Here is a 21,080-nt window from a genome sequence, read left to right as displayed (position 1 = left end):
AAATAGCGTTCCCCCTGGGAGCGTTATTTTCGTTTTGAGGATTAAATTTTAGTACTTTTGGCAAATGATTAAAAACTTCATGAAGCAAAATATTATGGCTGGTCTGACAGCCGTATTCTTGTTGACTTCCTGCAATAATAACGAGAAAATGCTTGATTCTCTGGCTGATTATAACAATGCGAGAGAATCAAAAGGGTATCATTTCGGAGATAAACTTGATCTTCCCAAAGAAGTAACGGAAAATGCAGAAAGTATAACCATCAGTTTCGGAGATAAAGAAACAACGGATTTAATTGTTAGTCCAAAGTTTTTTACATTAGGAGATAATGATGTAGTCTTCAGGATTAAAACAAAAAATGGAGAAGTATTAAATCAGGATGCTACCATCAATGTATTCACAAAAACTCCTGAACAGAATATTCCATATAAAATAGTTGCAGATTACCCTCACGATCCCAAAAATTTTATTGAAGGCTTTCTGCTGGAAGGAAATACAGTATATGAAAGTGATGGGATGGAGAATGCTTCCCAGTTGATAAAATATACTTTAGGGTCATCCACTCCGATAATTGTAAAACAACAGCCTGCTGAAATTTTCTCCGAAGGCTGTGCAATAGTTGGAAATAAGATTTATCAGTTAACTTATAAAAATAAAATAGGTTTTATTTACGATAAAATTACGTTTGAAGAACTCTCAAAATTTCCTTTGCCCAATACAATGGGAGAGGGATGGGGACTGACGTACGACGGAAAAAATCTGATCGCTACAGACGGTTCAAAAAATCTTTATTTTCTGGATATCAATGATCCCTCAAAAGTAGTGAAAACTATAGCTGTTGGCGGGAATTCTGAAATTTATAATCAGCTCAATGAGCTTGAATATCACGATGGCTTTATATATGCTAATGTGTGGCGAGAACCGGTTATTTTAAAGATCAATCCTGCTAATGGAGAAGTAGTGGGAACTTTTGATTTTACAAAAATTGCCAAACAAAATACCAAAGGTACTGAAGATGTCCTGAACGGGATTGCTATTAAAGGTGATCATATGCTGGTGACAGGAAAGAACTGGGAAAAAATTTATGAAGTTGTTTTTCAGTAATAAACTGTTCTTAATTTTGATTAATAGTAAAGAAAATTTTATTAGGCTAAATTATCTTTTGAGTGAACGTATTTTTCAGTAAATTGACCCCATTAAAAAAACAGAGTGAAGTTTTTAAACATAGTATTTTTTTTCCTTTTCTGTACGGCTTCAGCGCAGGATATACTTCCTTTAGATACTTTAAAACTGAAGGAGGCAAAAGATATGCTTGCCGATGACTACGGAAATCTGTATATCTATAAAAACAAAGATTTTAGTTTTACCAAATATGATTCCCTTGGAAAACAGATCGGAAAAATGATGCTCACGGTTCCGTACAAAGTACAGACTGTACAAAATCCTCTGAATGTGCCATTGTTTTCTGAAAATGCCCAGGAAATGAAATTTGTAGACCAGAATATGAATGAGATTCAACGATTGGATTTTAAACAGAAATTTGGTTTTATCAGAATGGCTTATGCCGAAGATCTGCAGCAGCTCTGGCTTTTGGACGACAGTACAAAACGCTTGATACAGTATAATTTCAGGAACGATACAACCATCAATTCATATCCTTTTGATATCAGTTTTGAAGATTTAATGGACATGCTGGTCTATGAAAATAAGGTCTATATTTTAACGAGAAAACACATCAGGATTTACAGCCTTAAATTCGAAAAGCTTTTCGAAGCTCCTCTGGAAAACGGAAAACGTTTTCGAAGGGAGAATGATATGATCCTGGTAGTTGCCGGTAATTTCATTTCACAATACGTCCCTGAAAAAGGGATGATCACCATTTTCGAAGACCAGGATGCACAAATTGTGGATAAAAACATCCTCTCTTATTTTGCAATCAAAGGGAACAAACTCTATCTTTACAGCCTTGAAAAAGTAAAGAAAGCCCAACAGCAAAAACAGCTCGAAGCTCAGCCGGAATCTCTTCCGCCATCTACAGAGAAACCAGTAGAAAAGACGGAAGAAAAACCAGATGAGAATACAGTAGAGAAACCTTCAGACAATACTTTACAGAAATTGATTGAAGATATTTCTCAGGTTCAGACTGAGGCTGTCGAAAAACTTATCAACTAATTCGTAAATACAAGGAAAAAGAATATTATGCATATTGCAGTTACAGGAAACATCGGAGCCGGAAAAACAACTTTGACAACGATGCTTTCCAAGCATTACGGATGGGATGCACAATTTGAAGATGTAGATCATAATCCTTATCTGGAAGATTTTTATTCAGACATGAGCAAGTGGAGTTTCGCACTGCAGGTGTATTTTCTAGGGAGCCGATTCCGTCAGGTAAAGGAGATCAGAGAAAGCGGGAAAAACATTATTCAGGATCGTACGATCTATGAAGATGCTCATATTTTTGCAGAAAACCTGAATGATATGAATCTTCTTTCAGACAGAGATTTTAATAACTACTCATCAGTATTTGATCTGATGAAGTCTTTCGTATCTGCTCCGGATCTTTTAATCTATTTGAAATCTGATGTTCCTAACCTGGTTAAAAAAATCTATAAAAGAGGTCGTGAATATGAAGCATCCATCAGTATTGAATACCTTTCCAAACTGAATCAGAAATATGAAAAATGGATCTCCAACTATACAGAAGGAAAACTTCTGATTGTTGAAGTGGATGATCTTGATTTCGTTGAAAAACCTGAAGATTTCGGGTTTATTCTGGAGAAGATTGAAGCAGAGCTACACGGATTGTTTTAACATATTTTTATCAGAACATTAAGACACACTCAGGGTAAATCTTTTTAAATTTGTTAAGATCAAGTTTAATTTTTGAATAATGTATCATGGTAGTTAAAGTTTTACATAACGGAAACTGTTCAAAGTCAAATGCTGTACTGGAGTATCTTGACGAAAACGGAGTGCCTTTTGAGATCATTAATATTGTTGAAGATCCTTTAAGTCCTCTTGAAATAAGAACGGTGCTGAAGAAACTGAATCAGAGTGTTTTTCATATTATCCGTAAAACCGATAAGCTTTACGTTGAGAACTATGCAGATAAAAACTATTCGGAAGAGGAATGGATAAAGATTCTTTCCGAAAACCCATCTTTAATACAAAGACCCATTCTGGTAAAAGGTTCAGTAGCAATGCTGGGAAGACCTATTGAAAATGTAAAGTTCTTTATTGAAAAATAAACGAAAATTTAATAAATAAAAAAGATCCGTTCTGTGAAAGAGCGGATCTTTTATGTTATGGGTTTTTTGTAGTAACCGGGCCATTTATCGCCTTATATAAAGCTTCCAGTTCTTTTGGAGGACGTCCGGAATCAAATTCTGAGGAAGTATACTCTTTTCCGCCAGCGGTAATGATCATAGATGATATCATTGCCTGGTCAGAATATCTGCCTGTAGTTGGAGATTTGAGTTCAGATATCTTCGGTAGGTCAATGTTCTGAGCCAGCCTGGAAACTGCCAGCCATTCGGCGGTAGAGATTTTGGTATTCGTAATCTCTTCATTGATGTTGGACTCTTTTGAAGAGGGTGTGAAAACAATGTCCCTGCTAAACCCTCTTGTCCTTTCTGTTAAGCGGATCTGTTCAATCTTTTGCTGCTGAACTGTAGAAGACATATTAGGTGTATTATTTTCGCTGTTATTTTTGTGCATACAGTTTGTAGCAGAGGTTGCTAAAATGATATTAAATAGGATCAGTTGGATGTTCATCATATTCTGTTTTTATGTATTAATAATAAAAAACCGCTTCATCATGATGAAACGGCCTTTGTTTTTACAATAGAATAACGCCTTCTATTTTTGCTACTTCTTTATAAATATTCACTACCTGATTGGCATCCAGAACAAATGCATTGATATTGCAGGCCGTGTATTTTCCATTTTTGCTTTCACGGTTTCCCAGTGTAAATTTAATACCATCAAAAACTCTGTAAATTTCAGTAAGTTTTGCCTGGTCTGTAGGAATAATAAATTTAAATAAATAATCCTCCGGAAAATCATGATGATCCTCCAGTTTCTCCCTCAAAGACTGATAAAAGTCTTCAGGGCTTGCGTGTTGATTTCCTTGTAATATATCCATCTGCAATTGTTAATATAATATAAAAATAGCGAAAATTTTCCTATTTTCCAAACGGTCCCAGCAGGGACTTGGAGTTCTGGTGTTCATAATCTTCAATGATATTGAATAATCCATTCACCAGCTGTTCAGAAGCAAGTTTACTCAGTCCTCCTGAATTGACAGTGTTGTTATTCCCTCCTAAAAGACTGCCCAGAAAATTATTGCCAGATAGCGCTGTATTAATGGTTTTTACAATTCCATATTCATTCAGTTTTTCATCTACTTTAGGAGCAATGGCAGCAATAAGCTGTTGGGATGTTTTTTCCTTCAGAATCTGTGTTGCAGTGGTTCCCTGCATAATTCTCGTTACATCCTGAGCATTCAGGCTGTTTACGGCATCCTGCAAAATAGGTTTTGATGTATTCACTGTGTAAGCTGCTGCCTGTGCTATATAATCTCGTTCTTTGGCTACCAGTGAAGGAGCAATTTTCTCCAGTGTGGAATTGATGTCTCTCAACTCTTTTGGAAGGGCTTTATCAACCATATTATTCTGCAGGAACGCTTCTTTGTTGCCATAGATACTCATTCCCTTATCAATACCATTGAGCAGAATTCTTTTGATAATAGAAAGCCCCATGTCTGATGTTGCCAATGAAGTGCAGGATTGTACAGTGGTGGTAATAACAGCACCGGTTCCAATCAGAAGAGCGGCTGCAATGATATATTTTTTCATTGATTTTTTTATTATGTATTTCTAAGGTGCATTTGTCAAAAACTGCACCAAAGGTAATTACTATTCCCAATTTAACAAAATATTAAATTGAGTACATGTTTTGGTGAATATTGTGTCAAAAATGTTAAAATTTCATTTGTAAATATGATGGATAAAGGATCTTGATTTTAAATTAAAAATTATAAAATCTATATTTTTGGCATTTTTCATTTAATAAAGGATAGTTATTTTTAAATATTTAAGATAGTTTAACAGTGTTGGATATTTTTTATATTTTTGGCTAATGTCTTTTTTTGAGATTTTAAATAACTCCACTATTTAGAGACAGGTGCAAATTTGAATTTATTTGAATAAAATTGAAACTATATGAAACAAAGTAATTTAAAGTATTCAGGTCTCATTGCCGTGTTATATTTCGGGATGAACGTGAATGCACAGGTTACGCAGGATTCTGCTAAAGTCCAGAAGATTGACGAAGTCGTTATGATTGGATATGGTAGCCGTAAAAAAGTTGATAATACAACTGCTATCAGTTCTATCAGTGCGGAGGAAGTAACCAGAACCAAAGTATTGAATGCGTCACAGGCTATTCAGGGAAAAGCCGCCGGGGTACAGGTAATTGCTTCTGATGCGCCGGGATCTACTCCGACAGTAATGATCAGAGGACTTGGTACTGTATTGGGTGGAAGAACACCTTTATATGTAATTGATGGAATGTATGCCGATAACATCAACAATATCAATTCTAATGATATTCTTACTTATGATGTATTGAAAGATGCTGCAGCATTGGCAATCTATGGTAACAGAGCGGCTAACGGGGTAATTATTATTACTACGAAATCAGGTAGAGGGAAGTTAAGTGTTTCCTATGATGGATTGGTTGGATTCAGAACCCCTTTAAAAACCATTAAAATGGCTAACGGGTCTGAATTTGCAAATTATAATAATGCTGGTAAAGCAAGTACTTATCTGAACCCTAATCAGCCGTACAACACAGACTGGTTCAAAGAAATTACAAGAACAGGGATTTATAACCAACATAATGTTTCTATTTCAGGATCTTCTGAAGCTGCAAAATACTTCTTAAGTTTAAGTAATTATGATGAGCAGTCTATCCTTAAAGGTACCAATTATAACAGGACTACAGTAAGAACCAATAACGAATTCAGAATTACCAAAGGAATCAGATTGGCGCAGACTTTAAGTGCTACCTTTACCAATGATACTCCTAAATCGTATGGTGCTTTTACAAATGCATATAAACAATCTCCATTAGTCCCTGTATATTATCCGAATGGAAAATATGGACAGCCTATTTATAATAAGACTACCGGAAATATCGATTATGAAGGAGGAAGATTTAATAATGTAGGCAACCCGGTAATGCAGCTTGCTTATGATAATCAAAGGGGAAAAAATTTCTTATTGCAGGGTGGTTTAAAACTGGATATTGATATTTATAAAGATTTGAAGTTTACTTCTCAGTTTAGTGGTGAGTACAATAATTATAAATATTACAATTTTGTAAACTCCAAAGCATTCTGGTTAGATAGCGATCCAATGAGGGTTGACAGTGGATATGATACTTCTTTGCCTCTGACAAGATTAACCAATAAAAGTCAAAACTATTTCAACTGGGTACTTAATAACTATTTAACCTATACCAAGAAAGTGGGAAACCATGATATTGAAATTGTAGCCGGTACAGAAGCTTCAGTTGCCAACGGTCTTGAAACCTTAACGATCAACAGAAAGAATGTACCCGTTTCACAAGACTACTGGAATCTGGATGGTGTAGATTACTATGGGAATTTATTTAGTGATAATACGACTAAAGCTATTGAATCTATAAAAGGAAACAGAAATACTACCATTTCTTATTTCGGAAGACTTCAGTATAAATTTATGAACCGTTATTTATTAAGCGGGACATTCAGAAGAGATGGATCATCTCAGTTCGCTGAGGGGCACAGATGGGGGACATTTCCATCATTTGGAGCCGGATGGATCATTTCTGAAGAAAGCTTTATGCAGGATGGGTTCTTTGATCTTTTAAAATTAAGAGGAGGCTGGGGTAAATTAGGTAACCAGAAGGTTCCGTTAAATTATTTGCCACTTTCATCTGGAGCAACATACAATTACGGATTCGGGACATCGCCTGTAAGTAATGGAATAACTGTTAATCAGGGATATGACCCTAGTTTAGGATGGGAAGTAACTGAAGAAACCTCGTTAGGATTAGATTTTGCAATCCTGAATAAAAGGTTATCGGGTAGCTTTGATGTTTATAACAGAAAAACCAATAATCTTATCTTGGGGGTGGTACCTTATCTTGCAACAGGTATTTCTGAAGTGAATTATTCACATATGGGAAGTGTTGTCAATAAAGGTGCTGAAATAGGTTTAAACTGGGCTGATAAAGTAGGTGAGGATTTTACCTATTCAATTGGTGCCAATTATTCTTACAATAAGAACAAGCTTGCCAGCATTGATCTTTCCAAGCCGGTTTCTCAACTTGTGGGAGGAAATCTTGGAAACGGACAGGATACAAAAATTTTTAATGCTAATGCAGTTGGCTACGCATTAGGAAGTTTCTACTTATGGGAAGCAGATGGTTATGATGCAAACGGTAATCTGAAGTTCAAAGATTTAAATGGTAATGGAGTTACCGGAAGTGCAGATCCGGGAGACAGACGTTTCTTTGGCTCTTACATACCAAAATCAACCTTAGGTGTTAATTTTTCAATGTCTTACAAGAATTGGGATTTTGCTTTGAGCGGTTATGGAGCTTTTGGATTCAAAGTGTACAATGGTAAAAAAGCACAAAGAAATGGTGGAGAAAATGTTGAAGCTTCTGTAGCGAATAATTTCTGGACTCCTACAAACACTAATGCAGCAAATCCTGTAAATCCTGCAAATATCCCAATTGCATCTACATTCTATTTGGAAAGCGGAGATTATTTCAGAATCAATAATATTTCAGTAGGATATACATTTAAAAATGTAACGGATTATATGAAATCAATTAAGCTTTATGTGAGTGCAATTAATCCTTTTGTTTTCCAGAAATACTCAGGATATTCCTCAGAATTATCCGGATATAATCCTGCAGATCCTACAGCAGAAGGAGATCCAATTAAGCGTGCAGGGGTAGAATTAGATGCTTATCCTACATTGAGATCTTTTGTATTTGGTGTTAACCTAAATTTTTAAAAAAATGAATAAGAAATATATCATAGCAGCTGCATTTTTAATTTTAGGAGCTGTTAACCAGAGTTGCAGCAATGACTTCGTTGATGTATCACCTACAGAAAAAATTCCTGAGGATGCTTTGGGTGAAATATACAATAATAATGAAGGAGCCAATAGCTTGGTTACTAGTATTTATGCTAAGTTTTTAGACTGGAATATGAGTACTTTTGCCTGGATCGGGGTCACATCAATTGTTTCTGATGATGCAGATAAAGGTTCAAGTCCAAGTGACTCAGGTTCAGATAAAGACATTTTGGATGCTTTGACATTTACAGCATCTACACCATCATTTAAAGAGTTGTTTGCTTCTAATTACCAGGGGATTAATAGGTGTAATCAGGCGCTAAAATATCTTCCTAAATTAGATAAAGCAGATCCACAATTACGTCAGAGATTAACTGGAGAAGCTAAGTTTTTAAGAGCATTTATGTACTTTACTTTGGTAAGATCTTTTGGAGGGGTTCCGCTAGTAGACCATGTTCCCGTAACAGGGGTTGAAGCTGATAAGCAAATGACACTTACCAGAAAAAGTAAGGAAGAAATTTATGCATTCATTGAACAGGATCTTAAGGATGCCATAGCCGTTCTTCCTAATAAATCAGCCTATGGGGCAGGTAATATAGGGAGAGCATCTGTTGGTGCTGCCCATGCGCTTTTAGCAAAGGTGTATTTATATCAGAAGAAATGGCAGCTTGCTGTGGATGAGACTAATTTGGTTACAGGGTATTCATTGACACCTAATTTCCAGGATATTTATAAAGTTTCAGGAGAAAATAATGCTGAATCTGTTTTCGAAATCAACGGAACAGGAGGGACAGCAGGAAGAGCAATCCAGCAGTACAGCCAGGTTCAGGGAGCCAGAGGGACTACAGGCTGGGGCTGGGGATTTGCAACGCCTACCCAAGGATTATATGACGCCTACTCTGCAACAGATTCCAGAAGAGATGCCACGATTATCCATAGAGATATGACTTTATATGATGGATATTACGTAGGTCCAAATACAGAAAATAAATTCTATAATTATAAAGCTTATTCTTCCAATTATAGAGATCAGGCTTCAACAGACGTAAACATTCGTTATCTGAGATATGCTGAAGTACTATTAATCAGAGCTGAAGCAATGAATGAGCTTGGACAAACATCTGCAGCTATTCCTTTCCTGAACCAGGTAAGAAACAGAGCTAATATCGGAAATACTCCTGCTTCTTCTCAAGCAGACGTAAGATTAGATATCTGGAAACAAAGAAGACTGGAACTTGCTTTCGAACATGACAGATGGTTTGATCTGGTAAGAACCGGACAAGCACAAGCGGCTATGGCAGCTGATGGTGGTAAAAAATTCATCGTTGGAAAACATGAACTATTCCCACTTCCACAAGACTTTATAATGGAAGCAGGTGGATTGTCAGCACAAAACCCCGGCTATTAAATTTAATCAATAAAAACTTTAGAGGAGAATGAAAGTTCTCCTCTTCTTTTAGTAAGAAACCCTAAAAAAGAGATCTCATGAAAAGGAACGTATTATCAATAGCTATTACTTCATTATTCTTTGTGTATTCCTGTAAAAATGCACCCGTTGCCAAACAGGAGACCGGAAAAACTGAAGCAGTAAAAAGCAATATCACGGATGAACAACTGATGGACAGAGTGCAGAAAGATGCTTTAAAGTACTTCTGGGACTATGCAGAACCTAACTCAATGTTGGGAAGAGAACGTTACCATGAAGATAATATCTATCCTGATAATGATAAACACGTGATTACTACAGGAGGCTCAGGATTCGGGTTGGCAACTATTCTGGTAGGGGTAGAAAGAGGATTTGTTCCAAGAAAAGAAGCGGTGAAAAGACTTACTCACATCATGGACTTTCTGGCTAAAGCAGACCGCCACAAAGGTGCATGGTCACATTGGATCAATGGGGAAACCGGAAAAACCGTACCATTTGGGAAAAAAGATAATGGAGGTGATCTTGTGGAAACGGCATTCCTTACCTCAGGAATACTGATGGTCCGTGAATATTTTAAAAACGGAAATGCAGAAGAAAAAGCCCTGGCAGAAAAATGTGATGAACTGTGGAAAGGAATCCAATGGAACTGGTATACCAAAGGAGGTGAGAAAGTCCTATACTGGCACTGGTCACCGGATTACCAATGGGAAATGAATTTTCCTCTTGAGGGATATAATGAATGCCTGATCACTTATATTTTAGCAGCATCTTCACCTACTTATTCCATTGATGCAGAAACCTACTATAAAGGATGGACCAGAAACGGAACTTACCTTACAGATAAAACAAAATACGGACTACCTCTGTATGTAAAACACAACTATGCCGAAGAATACGGCGGCCCGCTTTTCTGGGCACAATATTCATATATCGGGCTTGATCCTACGGGATTATCCGATAAGCTTGTCAAAAACTACTTTGACATCAATAAAAATCAAACCCTTATCGATTACAAATACTGTGTTGAAAATCCAAAACAATGGAAAGGGTATGGCCCCAACTATTGGGGGCTTACAGCCGGATATACCAGAAATGAGGACGGAAGCACAGGATACACCGCTCACATGCCTGGCAATGATAATGGAGTGATTACTCCTACAGCTGCATTGAGCAGTTTTCCCTATACACCAAAAGAATCAATGGCTTTCCTGAGATTCATGTATACCCAAAAACCTGAATTCATAGGATCTGCGGGACCTTATGATGCTACCTCCATTAATTATAACAATTGGTTTACCCCAAGATATCTGGCGATAGATCAGGGAACGATAGCACCCATGATTGAAAATTACAGATCAGGATTCCTTTGGAAGTTATTTATGAATGCCCCGGAAATTCAGCAGGGATTAAAAAAACTAAGCTTCCGGTCAGCCAAATATGGACTCAAATAAATTAATAGGAACGGGCCTTTATCCTGAGCTTAGTCGAAGGGAGTCCGTTTACATAAAAAAGATCAAATCCGCTGGCTTTAGCCAAAACCTAAATAACAATATGAAACTAAAACTGAAACATATTCCTCTTTTACTGCTGCCGTTTTCAATACCAATGAATGCGCAGGAGATAAAAGGGGAACTCAATAAAGAAATTAAAAGACAGGAAAAAATGTCTTACATTCTGGATTATCCGCAGAATGTTAAAGGAAATGTACCATTAATTGTTTTCCTTCATGGTTCAGGAGAGCGTGGAACTAATCTTGATCTGGTAAAGGCACACAGCCCGTTTACCTATAAAAACCTGATCAAAGGACCTGTAGCTGTTCTCGCACCCCAATGCCCGGAAGGAACATGGTGGGATACGGTTACCGTATATAATCTGATCAAGGAAATTCAGAAGAAATATAAAATTGATGCTTCCCGTATTTATCTTACAGGACTTTCTATGGGAGGATGGGGAACCTTAAAGCTGGCCATGGAGCATCCGGAAATGTTTGCTGCAGTGACTTCAGTTTGTGCTCCTACAGATCAGGTCATGACCGCTAATATTCATCGGTTTAAAGATCTGAACATGAAAATTTTCCATGGCGGAATGGACGATATTGTACTACCTGCCAATGCTTTTAATTTTTATCAGAAGCTACATCCTGTAAACCCTTCAGCAGAATTGGTTATCTTCCCGAATGATAATCATAATTCATGGGATTCGGCATACTCAAATCCCGCTTTGTATGAATGGATGCTGTCCAAAAAGAAAGAAAAGTAATCCAAGACACCAATGATTGAAAATAAACCCATCAAATTAAAGCAAAAAATATAAAACAATAATTTAAGAAGATAGATTTATGAAAAAGTTAATTGTAATCGCCACTTTAGCATTGGCACCTGTATTTTCCGCACAGGAAATGGTAACGAAGCCCGTTCAGTCTTACCAGACAGCTCAGTATCAGGCTAAGAAGAAAGCTTTTGTAGACAATCTTTTATCTAAAATGACATTGGATGAAAAAATTGGCCAGATGAACCTTCCGACTTCCGGAGATTTCACTACAGGACAGGCACAGAGCTCTGATATTGGAAAGAAAGTAGAGCAGGGATTAGTCGGCGGATTATTCAATATAAAAGGAGCAGATAAGATCAAGGCTGTTCAGAAAGTGGCTGTAGAAAAAAGCCGTCTGAAGATTCCTATGATTTTCGGGATGGATGTTATTCACGGCTATGAAACTACTTTCCCGATTCCTTTAGGTCTGGCTGCCTCATGGGATATGAATCTTATCCAGCAATCTGCAAAAGTAGCTGCCAGAGAAGCAGCTTCCGACGGGATCAACTGGACATTCTCTCCCATGGTAGATATTTCCCGCGAACCAAGATGGGGAAGGGTATCAGAAGGTTCAGGAGAAGATCCTTATTTGGGAAGTGAAATTTCCAAAAACATGGTATATGGCTATCAGGGGAAAGACCTTGCGAACGGAACCAATATTTTAGCATGTGTAAAGCACTTTGCCCTATATGGAGCAGGTGAATCCGGAAGAGATTACAATACGGTTGATATGAGCCATGTAAGAATGTTCAACGAATATTTCCCTCCTTACAAAGCTGCAGTAGATGCAGGTGTTGCTTCGGTAATGGCCTCTTTCAATGAAGTGGACGGAGTACCGGCGACAGGAAACAGATGGCTTCAGACGGAAGTATTAAGAAATCTATGGAAATTTAAAGGATTTGTAGTAACAGACTATACCGGTATCAATGAAATGGTAGACCACGGTATGGGAGATCTTCAGCAGGTGTCTGCTTTGGCTTTAAAAGCTGGAGTTGATATGGATATGGTAGGAGAAGGTTTTTTAACAACATTAAAAAAATCCCTTCAGGAAGGAAAAGTGACACAAGCTGAAATTGATATGGCAGCAAGAAGGATTCTTGAAGCAAAATATGATCTTGGTTTATTTGATAATCCATACAAACATGGAGATGCGAAGTTAGCGGCAAAAGAAGTCTATAATATGGAAAACCGTAATATAGCAAGAAATACGGCTGCTCAATCTATGGTGTTATTGAAAAATGACAATCAGGTATTGCCTTTAAAGAAATCAGGAACAGTGGCTGTAATCGGACCATTGGTGAATAACTCAATGAATATGGCCGGAACTTGGAGTGTTGCTACAAAACATGCTGCCTCAGTTTCTTTGATGCAGGGATTACAGTCGAACTACGGAAAAGAAGTTAAGTTTTTATCAGCAAAAGGTGCGAATATTGACTATGATGCCAAATTAGAAGAAATTTATGCTGCTCATGGTAAAAAAACAGACAGAGACAACCGTTCCAAAGAAGAATTGTTAAAAGAAGCGGTAGAGGTAGCCAACAAAGCAGATGTGATTGTTCTGGCTATCGGAGAATCTGCTGAAATGAGTGGAGAATCTTCTTCAAGAACAGAAATTACGATTCCTCAGTCTCAGGTTGATCTGCTAAACGAATTAAAGAAGACCGGAAAACCAATTGCAATGGTTCTTTTCACAGGACGTCCTTTAGCTTTAACCAATGTAAAAGATACTCCGGATTCTATTCTGAATGCCTGGTTTGCAGGATCTGAAGCAGGTAATGCGATTGCGGATGTTCTGTTCGGAAAAGTAAACCCGTCCGGAAAACTTCCGATGACTTTCCCAAGAAGCCTTGGACAAGTACCAATCTACTATAACGCTAAAAATACAGGCCGTCCGCTAAGCCAGGATAAAGTAGACAAATGTACTTATGAAAGATTCCGTTCAAACTATATGGACGAGTGTAATACGCCTTTATACGCTTTCGGATATGGATTGAGCTACACGAAATTCAATTATTCTGATATGGCAGTTTCCACCACTACTGCAAAAGGAAATCAGACCGTTCAGGCATCTGTTACAGTAACGAATACAGGAAATTATGATGGGGCTGAAGTGGTTCAGTTGTATATCAGAGATATGGTAGGAAGTATTACAAGACCGGTAAAAGAATTAAAAGGCTTCCAGAAAGTCTTTTTGAAAAAAGGAGAATCTAAAAAAGTAACTTTCGATATTACTCCTGAAAGCCTGAAATTCTATAACGGAGATCTGAAATATGACTGGGAATCAGGAGAATTTGATATCATGATAGGAACCAGTTCTGACAATGTTCAGCATTCAAAAATCAATTGGACTAAGTAATATCCGGAAAGTAATTCACCGGATTGTGTTATGATGTTTTTTTTGGCACGATTTTTAATAATACCTCGGGTAATTATTAGTATACAAATCGACATGAAAAAAACAATTTTATTAGGCACAATGTTCCTGGGTTCTTTACTATTTGCACAAAAAGGAACAATAAAAGGTGGAGACAAAGATGCACACGGATGTATTGGTTCTGCAGGATATACTTATTCTCAAATTAAGAAAGACTGTATAAGAACGTTTGAACAGAAAATCAAGTTAACAGAAGTAGCTCCGAAAGACAGCTATACTTCAATAGCTGCAGTTATTTTCAGTAAAGACATGAAACAAGCTGAGGTTTTTGTAAAAGATGCCGGTGAAAGAAGCATCATCCTTACCAGAGCAGGAGGTAAAGCCAAAGCATGGAAAAAGGATGGTTATGTATTGGTTCCTTACAAAAAGCACGGATACCAGCTTAAAAAGGATAATATCGTGATCTATCAGTAAGATCCGGTTTTAAAAAGAAAAACCGCTCGCAAGAGTGGTTTTTTTTGTACCTTAGAGAAATTAATTAATATCACATTTTTGGGATATTTTAATCCATCAGAAAACAAAAATTTTACCTATGAAAAAAATAATTTTACTCAGTACCATGTTCCTTGGTTCATTCGTTTTTGCGCAAAAAAGTACTCCTGTTCTCGGAGGCGACAGAGATGTGCACGGTTGTATCGGCTCCGCAGGATATACGTATTCACAATTAAGAAATAATTGTATACAAACTTTCAATCAGAAAATAAAACTCAAAGAAGTAAATTCAGACAAAAGCTATACTTCAATGACGGCAGTTATTTTTAATAAAAGTATGACTAAAGCTGAAGTATTTATTCCGGATGGAGCTGCAAAAAGCATTATTTTGGATAAGCAGGGAAAAGCAAAAATATGGAAAAGCGGAGCTCATGTGAAAGACAGCTATGTTTTAACTCCCTATAAAAAGAGCTACCAGATCAAGAAGAATGATGAAGTCATTTATCAGTAAAATAAAACTTTAAAAATATAAAGCCACTCGGAAGAGTGGCTTTTTTGTGGCTTGAAATCAATGAATTCAATTGGATTTTAATGCGACAAGTTTTGTCGTTGTGGATAGATACTTTTGCAACATAATAGAATGAAAAATATATCAGAATTAAATGATAAATAACATGATTAACGGTACCACATAAAAGTGACTTTTTATCTTAAAAAGTGTTAAATTCGCGAAGTTTAAGAAACTAATTACTAACTCAAAAAAACATAGAATGAAAAAAATCTATTTCGGTGCATTCACTTTATGCACAATCTTGGGAGTATCTGCCCAGGAAGTGGTGTGGCAGAAAGACATCCAATCCTCTACCCAGGATTTTCTAAGCCAGATCACCACAACCATTGATCAGCAATATTTGATCACAGGAAGTTCTATTCAAAGCAATAAGCAACAAGCTTCAGGCAGTAAGCAAAACAACGGTTACGATTTTCATTTGATCAAGCTGAATCAGCAAGGTGAAGAAGTCTGGGAAAAATATTTCTCAGGACAAAACCACGATTACCTGTCTGCTACTGTTACCACGCAGGATGGCGGATTTCTTCTGGCAGGAACTTCTTATTCAGGAAAAGGACTCGATAAAAAAGACGATTCCAAAGGAGGCTCAGATATCTGGCTGATCAGAATCAATGAATTCGGAGATGAACTATGGCAAAAAACCTTGGGAAGCTCTTCTGATGAAGAAGCCAGAGCTGTTATCCAGACTACAGATTTAGGATTTTTTGTTGCAGGAAATGTCCAAAACTCATCAAAAGGCTATGGTTCCAAAGATGTTTTGATCACAAAACTGGATAAAGACGGAAAAGAACTTTCCCAATTAATTTTAGGTGGAAAAAGATTGGATGAAGTGGAGAAAATGATTCCGACGAAAGACGGAGGAGCATTGCTGGGAATGTATTCAAGGAGTTCTGAGGTTCGTGTTTCGGGTTCTGAACAAGATTCCGGGATGCGAGGTGCGGGTTCTTCATTAAATGTTCAAAACCCGAATCCCATATCCCGAAACTCAAAACAAACTGAAAATTTCGGTGAAGGTGACTATTGGGTCGTAAAACTCGACAAAAACGGAAAAGTAGAATGGGAAAAGAACTTCGGAGGAAAAGGAGATGATCATTTGAGAACGCTGGCCTTAACTTCAACTGGTTTTATTATCGGAGGAGAATCCAGATCAGAAAGGTCTGGAAACAAAACTGTCGGATTAGAGGAGGGAACAGATCTTTGGCTGATTTCTTTAAATGAAAGAGGAGAAGAGCAATGGCAAAAATCTTACAATTTTAAAAACAGAGATATCCTGATGGGAATGTGTGTTCTTCATTCAGCAGATGATAAATCATCCAAAGGAATCTTATTGGGAGGCTATACCCAGGCAGAAGGAAGAATAGAAACAGATGATGAAACTTTCTGGATGCTATACCTTGACCAGAATGGCAATGAGCAGTGGAGAAAACATGTAAAAGGTGAATCCAGAAAGAAGGAAGAAAGACTTTCTGATGTAAAACTCAACAGAGACGGTTCTATTATTCTTGCAGGGACAAGTGCTGAAGAACTGGGGAAAGAAAACTGGAAGATTGTAAAGCTCGTAGATAAACAAGTTGATCAGCTCATTGAAAAACACGATATCAAGATCTACCCGAATCCTGTATCAGACTATGCTTACGTAGAAATTGGCTTTGACTTTAAGGATGCAGATATTCTTTTGTATGATATGAGTGGAAGACAGCTACAAAGTGTGAAAACAAAGAATAAAGTAACTAAGATTAATACGCAGGCTTTGGTTCAAGGGGCTTATCTTATTACTATAAAAACGGATACCAATAAAACAGCAAATGCAAAAATTATTAAACAGTAAATTATGAAGATTTTTTTTCTATTTTGTATCATTTCAGTATCATTAATGAAAGGTCAGTTTAATGGTGAAGAAGGCTTTTATAGTCCTGAATTTTCTAAAAGTCCAAACTCAAGTGAATTTAAAGTATATGGAGGGACTGATTTAAATCATTCACTAGGTAAACCGGATATTAATATCAGTTTGCTTTCCTTAAAAATTGATTATAAAAACAAGTTTGATGTAAATCTTAATTATGATGTTGCTCTGAATAAGCCTGATACTTATCCTTCATGGACGGGTTTAGCATGGAATTTAAGTACTTCAGGAACTATTACAAGAAATTTGAATGGTGTAGCAGATGAGTCTGATCCAGAGGCTTACTATTATAAATATAACCTTTTAAATTCCGCTGATTGGAATTCGTTAGATAAGCTAAAATCATATTCGGGTTTTAATGAATATGAAAAAAATGAAAGAGCATTAAATCCTGATACTTTTAGCTTTTCTGTAAATGGTATATCAGGTACTTTTATTAAAAATCATGAAGGAAAATGGATTATAAACTCTGACACACCTAATTTATCGATTACAAATACATTAAAAGATAATGAGTATGATATGGAGCATTTCATATATTCCTTTACTATCACCGATGGCTTGGGGAATAAGTATACTTTTGGAAATCAGTATTCAGCAATTGAGATTTATCGAAGTAGAAAAAAGACTCAGAACCCAAAGCTCGGTGCAGAATATTATAAGTATGTCAAAAATTGGCATTTAACCAAAATTGAATATTCAACTGGAAAAAATGTTGACTTTAGTTATGATAAATCTGGAGAAACCATCTATTTTAGAAGTTCATATTCGGGATACAAAAGTTTTTCGTATGGTGGTTACGACTTGAGTGGGTGCGCAAAAGATATTGATAAGAATAACTGTTTTAATCTTTCAAACTTTGAAGAAGGACAGTTTAGCTATTTGGATAAGGTTAATTTTGATAATGTTGAGATAAAATTTAATAAATCTTTGGCAAATAGTCTAGAATTTACCAATGAAAATGTATACTTAATTGATGGATTTGAAATTAAACCTCCTGATAATTACTATAATCTTAAACATTGGTACAAACTTGATAATATTTCCTATGCTGTGAATAATAAAAATATAGAAAATATATACTTTGAATATGACGAGAATCCTGCTAGGCGATTAAAATTAAAAAAAATAAAAATTGGCGAAGCAGAAAACAACAAATATGAATTTCAATATAATAATAACCTATTTCCAAAATTTAATAACGGAAATACTGATCATTGGGGGTATTTCAACGATAAAACATTTAATTTTTATGCAATAAATTCTACAGATATCAATGTTATTGCGGCCGCATATAGACAAGCAAAAGAACCGAATTTTAAATTAAACGAAATTTTAGAAAAAATCTTTTATCCAACAGGAGGAAGTACTCGTTTTTATTACGAACCTCATGAGTATACTAAAATGACTAATTATAATAATGATTTTTTCATCAGTGAGATTAGTCCGAGGAGGTTAGCAGGGGGGTTCAGGGTCAGCCATATTATTGATTATAGTATTTCAAATGTGCCTTCCCTGAGAAAGTTTTATTATTATAAAGATCTTATTAATAGTGATTTAAGTTCTAGTGGTGTTTTGTCAAATACTACAGATTACAATCATAACCAATATACTTACAGGGAAATTTCACCTTTAAGTTGGCCATTAAATTATACTAATGGGTCACATATTGTATATTCAAAAATTTATGAAGAAAAAAGCAATGGAGGGATAATTGAATATGCTTTCAGTAATCAAGATAATGGCTTTATTGATCAAAAACCTGATAACTCACTAATGACTAGAGTAGAAAGAGAAAGGACCACACTAGGAAATAATAATTATATATGGTCCAGTGCACTAATTAAATATGATGAGAATGCTGGCACTAGAATAAATTCTTTTAACTCTCTCCAAAAAGAAAGAATGAAGATATTGTTTAAAAAAGAGTATACAAACACTAAGCAATTATTAGCCGAAACAATTTATAATTATAATAATAATCCTGTAAGATTTTCACAACATGCTAGGATAATTGAAATTGATGGACGTCCTTTTGGTCCTGTTCCAATGGGTTGGAATGCACAAGGTCAAGCTCTAGACAAAACATGTGATGTCATTAATGTCTCGGCTTATAAACTTTATTTTTACAATCATTATTTAGACTCTGAGACAAGAAAAGATTATTTCAATAATGGAAATGTTACCACTAAAACAAAGTACTTTTACGATGACTCTGATGATGATCTTCTGAAGAAAGAAGAAACTACCTATCCAGATAATAAAGTAATTTCTAAGACATATCATTATGCAAATGATGTTACAATAAATAATCAATATTTGATTAACAAGAATATGGTAGGAATTCCATTGGTTACAGAGACAACGAAAATAGAGAATCTTACAAATAAAATTCTGACTAAGTGGGAAACCGTTTACCCTGTTTCCCAAGCAGATGCTAATATATATACTAGTGGTTTGCCCCTACCCAAATCAGTATTATCATATAATCTTAAAGATTTGAATAGCCCTGTTCCTGTCCCAACTGTAGAAATCAGTTATGATTTATATGATTCCAAAGGTAATGTTCTACAATATACAAGTATAGATGGTAAACCAACCACGATAATTTGGGGATATGGTCAAACTTTACCTATCGCTAAGATAGAGGGAGAGACTTATAGTAATGTAATGACCTCTTTGGGTGTAAGTAGCTTGCCTTCTGGATACACAACTCTTCCTATTTTCCTGAAATCTAATGCAGATATAGATGCATCTTCGGAGCTATTGCTGATAGAAGCTCTAGATAATTTTAGAAAAGACCCTGCTCTTGCCAATTACAATATAACAACCTACACTTATAATCCATTGATCGGGGTGACAAGTATTACTTCTCCAAGTGGAATAAGAGAAAATTATACCTATGATTTGTCCAATCGATTAGAGAAAGTTGTAGATAATAGCGGAAAAGTTCTTAAAGAATATAAATATAATAATGCCCCAACAGCATATTATAATGTTATGAAAAGCCAGTCATTCACAAAAAATAATTGTACTTCCGGTATGGTATCCAGTTCGATAACCTATACGGTACCTGAAGGTAGGCATTTTTCCATCATCAGTCAGGCAGATGCTGATCAGAAAGCTTTAGATGACATTAATAGTAATGGGCAGAATTATGCTAATTCAAACTTAACCTGCTTTTATCCATATTGTGATTTCAATGCCATGGCTTCAAGTCAGTATATTATGATACAATATGCTCCTTTTCAAAAAGTAAATAATGTTGTTAATGCTCAATTAAATTTTATGGTTACATCAAACCAAGGTGTGAATTGGTATGATACAGTACAATTAGGAAATATACCTGGACTTTGTTGGCCTGCCACGACAGTTACTAAGTCCTCAGGAAATTGGCAAGTAACTCTCTATCCAGGATCAGGACAAACTGTTTTAAGATGGCTAGGAAACGGAAGCCCTTCTACAGGTGTTCCGTACAATATTAGCTTTAGTTATAATGTAAATTAAAAACAAATCCATGAAAAAAATATTAATTCCCATAGGAATTCTCATAATAGGAACTGCCCAGGGGCAACTTACCAATACGGAAAATTATGTCTACTCCAAGACGTATTTGTCAGATCCTGCACTTGCTAATGTTAAAACCTCTGAAACGGTTCAGTATTTTGACGGACTCGGAAGACCCAAGCAAATTGTGAATGTAAAGGCCTCCCCATTGGGAAAAGATGTAGTTATCCCCATTAAATATGATCAGTTCGGAAGACAGGTTCAGGACTACCTTCCTGTTCCTCAAGGAGGAACTTTCAACGGTGGTATCATTACCGATCCATTAGCCAATGTAAGCAGTACCTCTTATGGTTCAGAAAAA

General features: G+C 36.1%; 17 protein-coding genes. 14 read left to right on the top strand and 3 right to left on the bottom strand.

Features of this window, described 5'->3' with window-relative positions; genetic code table 11:
• Nucleotides 1-79: 79 nt before the first annotated feature.
• The 4 genes from AC5YGI_RS05395 to AC5YGI_RS05380 all read left to right on the top strand — a co-directional run bounded on the left by AC5YGI_RS05395 (nucleotide 80) and on the right by AC5YGI_RS05380 (nucleotide 3,249).
• Entirely contained in the window at nucleotides 80-1,102 is a 1,023-nt protein-coding gene (locus AC5YGI_RS05395; protein ID WP_496167724.1) for a glutaminyl-peptide cyclotransferase, read from the top strand.
• A gap of 105 nt (nucleotides 1,103-1,207) precedes the next feature.
• The gene (locus tag AC5YGI_RS05390) at nucleotides 1,208-2,170 is read left to right on the top strand and encodes a hypothetical protein (RefSeq protein WP_496167723.1); all 963 of its coding nucleotides are present in this window, start codon (nucleotides 1,208-1,210) and stop codon (nucleotides 2,168-2,170) included.
• Nucleotides 2,171-2,197: 27 nt separating this feature from the next.
• Complete coding sequence (locus AC5YGI_RS05385) at nucleotides 2,198-2,812, top strand: deoxynucleoside kinase (protein ID WP_002977952.1); 615 nt, start codon at nucleotides 2,198-2,200, stop codon at nucleotides 2,810-2,812.
• An 86-nt stretch (nucleotides 2,813-2,898) separates the two neighbouring features.
• Complete coding sequence (locus tag AC5YGI_RS05380; protein WP_110011032.1) at nucleotides 2,899-3,249, top strand: arsenate reductase family protein; 351 nt, start codon at nucleotides 2,899-2,901, stop codon at nucleotides 3,247-3,249.
• Nucleotides 3,250-3,304: 55 nt separating this feature from the next.
• Here AC5YGI_RS05380 and AC5YGI_RS05375 read toward each other — a convergent pair whose 3' ends face one another.
• The 3 genes from AC5YGI_RS05375 to AC5YGI_RS05365 all read right to left on the bottom strand — a co-directional run bounded on the left by AC5YGI_RS05375 (nucleotide 3,305) and on the right by AC5YGI_RS05365 (nucleotide 4,857).
• Entirely contained in the window at nucleotides 3,305-3,778 is a 474-nt protein-coding gene (locus AC5YGI_RS05375; RefSeq protein WP_496167722.1) for a hypothetical protein, read from the bottom strand.
• 61 nt (nucleotides 3,779-3,839) lie between these two features.
• Nucleotides 3,840-4,145, bottom strand: a complete 306-nt coding sequence (locus AC5YGI_RS05370) for a DUF493 family protein (RefSeq protein ID WP_047433612.1) — start codon at nucleotides 4,143-4,145, stop codon at nucleotides 3,840-3,842.
• A 40-nt stretch (nucleotides 4,146-4,185) separates the two neighbouring features.
• A complete protein-coding gene (locus tag AC5YGI_RS05365) occupies nucleotides 4,186-4,857 on the bottom strand; it encodes a DUF4197 family protein (protein WP_330746911.1) in 672 nt (223 codons plus the stop codon).
• Between the two features lie 366 nt (nucleotides 4,858-5,223).
• Here AC5YGI_RS05365 and AC5YGI_RS05360 point away from each other — a divergent pair, with 366 nt between their 5' ends.
• The 10 genes from AC5YGI_RS05360 to AC5YGI_RS05315 form a co-directional block, all read left to right on the top strand.
• Complete coding sequence (locus tag AC5YGI_RS05360; protein ID WP_330746910.1) at nucleotides 5,224-8,073, top strand: SusC/RagA family TonB-linked outer membrane protein; 2,850 nt, start codon at nucleotides 5,224-5,226, stop codon at nucleotides 8,071-8,073.
• 4 nt (nucleotides 8,074-8,077) lie between these two features.
• Nucleotides 8,078-9,544 (top strand): RagB/SusD family nutrient uptake outer membrane protein, encoded by a 1,467-nt coding sequence (locus AC5YGI_RS05355; protein ID WP_330746909.1) that lies wholly within the window; start codon nucleotides 8,078-8,080, stop codon nucleotides 9,542-9,544.
• 77 nt (nucleotides 9,545-9,621) lie between these two features.
• A complete protein-coding gene (locus tag AC5YGI_RS05350) occupies nucleotides 9,622-11,013 on the top strand; it encodes a glucoamylase family protein (protein WP_496167720.1) in 1,392 nt (463 codons plus the stop codon).
• A 100-nt stretch (nucleotides 11,014-11,113) separates the two neighbouring features.
• Nucleotides 11,114-11,821, top strand: coding sequence for a carboxylesterase family protein (locus AC5YGI_RS05345; protein ID WP_330746907.1), 708 nt, complete (start codon nucleotides 11,114-11,116; stop codon nucleotides 11,819-11,821).
• A 79-nt stretch (nucleotides 11,822-11,900) separates the two neighbouring features.
• Nucleotides 11,901-14,228, top strand: coding sequence for a beta-glucosidase BglX (bglX, locus tag AC5YGI_RS05340; protein ID WP_330746906.1), 2,328 nt, complete (start codon nucleotides 11,901-11,903; stop codon nucleotides 14,226-14,228).
• Between the two features lie 93 nt (nucleotides 14,229-14,321).
• The gene (locus tag AC5YGI_RS05335) at nucleotides 14,322-14,720 is read left to right on the top strand and encodes a hypothetical protein (protein ID WP_330746905.1); all 399 of its coding nucleotides are present in this window, start codon (nucleotides 14,322-14,324) and stop codon (nucleotides 14,718-14,720) included.
• Between the two features lie 118 nt (nucleotides 14,721-14,838).
• On the top strand, nucleotides 14,839-15,249 hold the full coding sequence (locus AC5YGI_RS05330) for a hypothetical protein (RefSeq protein WP_062671818.1): 411 nt from the start codon (nucleotides 14,839-14,841) through the stop codon (nucleotides 15,247-15,249).
• Nucleotides 15,250-15,508: 259 nt separating this feature from the next.
• Entirely contained in the window at nucleotides 15,509-17,137 is a 1,629-nt protein-coding gene (locus AC5YGI_RS05325; protein ID WP_496167719.1) for a T9SS type A sorting domain-containing protein, read from the top strand.
• 3 nt (nucleotides 17,138-17,140) lie between these two features.
• Nucleotides 17,141-20,719, top strand: a complete 3,579-nt coding sequence (locus tag AC5YGI_RS05320) for a DUF5977 domain-containing protein (RefSeq protein WP_330746902.1) — start codon at nucleotides 17,141-17,143, stop codon at nucleotides 20,717-20,719.
• A 10-nt stretch (nucleotides 20,720-20,729) separates the two neighbouring features.
• Nucleotides 20,730-21,080: DUF6443 domain-containing protein (locus AC5YGI_RS05315; RefSeq protein ID WP_496167718.1), on the top strand; the 351-nt coding region annotated here is incomplete at its 3' end.

This window comes from Chryseobacterium sp. CS3K3.1 (genome assembly GCF_059515165.1).
Note: the sequence above shows the minus strand (reverse complement) of the source record. Positions and strands in the feature narration are given on the sequence as shown.

Coding starts and splice junctions, on each gene's coding strand:
- AC5YGI_RS05350 (WP_496167720.1), top strand. CDS start 9,622: ATGAAAAGGAACGTATTATCAATAGCTATTACTTCATTATTCTTTGTG.
- bglX (WP_330746906.1), top strand. CDS start 11,901: ATGAAAAAGTTAATTGTAATCGCCACTTTAGCATTGGCACCTGTATTT.
- AC5YGI_RS05355 (WP_330746909.1), top strand. CDS start 8,078: ATGAATAAGAAATATATCATAGCAGCTGCATTTTTAATTTTAGGAGCT.
- AC5YGI_RS05325 (WP_496167719.1), top strand. CDS start 15,509: ATGAAAAAAATCTATTTCGGTGCATTCACTTTATGCACAATCTTGGGA.
- AC5YGI_RS05360 (WP_330746910.1), top strand. CDS start 5,224: ATGAAACAAAGTAATTTAAAGTATTCAGGTCTCATTGCCGTGTTATAT.
- AC5YGI_RS05395 (WP_496167724.1), top strand. CDS start 80: ATGAAGCAAAATATTATGGCTGGTCTGACAGCCGTATTCTTGTTGACT.
- AC5YGI_RS05365 (WP_330746911.1), bottom strand. CDS start 4,857: ATGAAAAAATATATCATTGCAGCCGCTCTTCTGATTGGAACCGGTGCT.
- AC5YGI_RS05320 (WP_330746902.1), top strand. CDS start 17,141: ATGAAGATTTTTTTTCTATTTTGTATCATTTCAGTATCATTAATGAAA.
- AC5YGI_RS05345 (WP_330746907.1), top strand. CDS start 11,114: ATGAAACTAAAACTGAAACATATTCCTCTTTTACTGCTGCCGTTTTCA.
- AC5YGI_RS05380 (WP_110011032.1), top strand. CDS start 2,899: ATGGTAGTTAAAGTTTTACATAACGGAAACTGTTCAAAGTCAAATGCT.
- AC5YGI_RS05385 (WP_002977952.1), top strand. CDS start 2,198: ATGCATATTGCAGTTACAGGAAACATCGGAGCCGGAAAAACAACTTTG.
- AC5YGI_RS05370 (WP_047433612.1), bottom strand. CDS start 4,145: ATGGATATATTACAAGGAAATCAACACGCAAGCCCTGAAGACTTTTAT.
- AC5YGI_RS05330 (WP_062671818.1), top strand. CDS start 14,839: ATGAAAAAAATAATTTTACTCAGTACCATGTTCCTTGGTTCATTCGTT.
- AC5YGI_RS05375 (WP_496167722.1), bottom strand. CDS start 3,778: ATGATGAACATCCAACTGATCCTATTTAATATCATTTTAGCAACCTCT.
- AC5YGI_RS05335 (WP_330746905.1), top strand. CDS start 14,322: ATGAAAAAAACAATTTTATTAGGCACAATGTTCCTGGGTTCTTTACTA.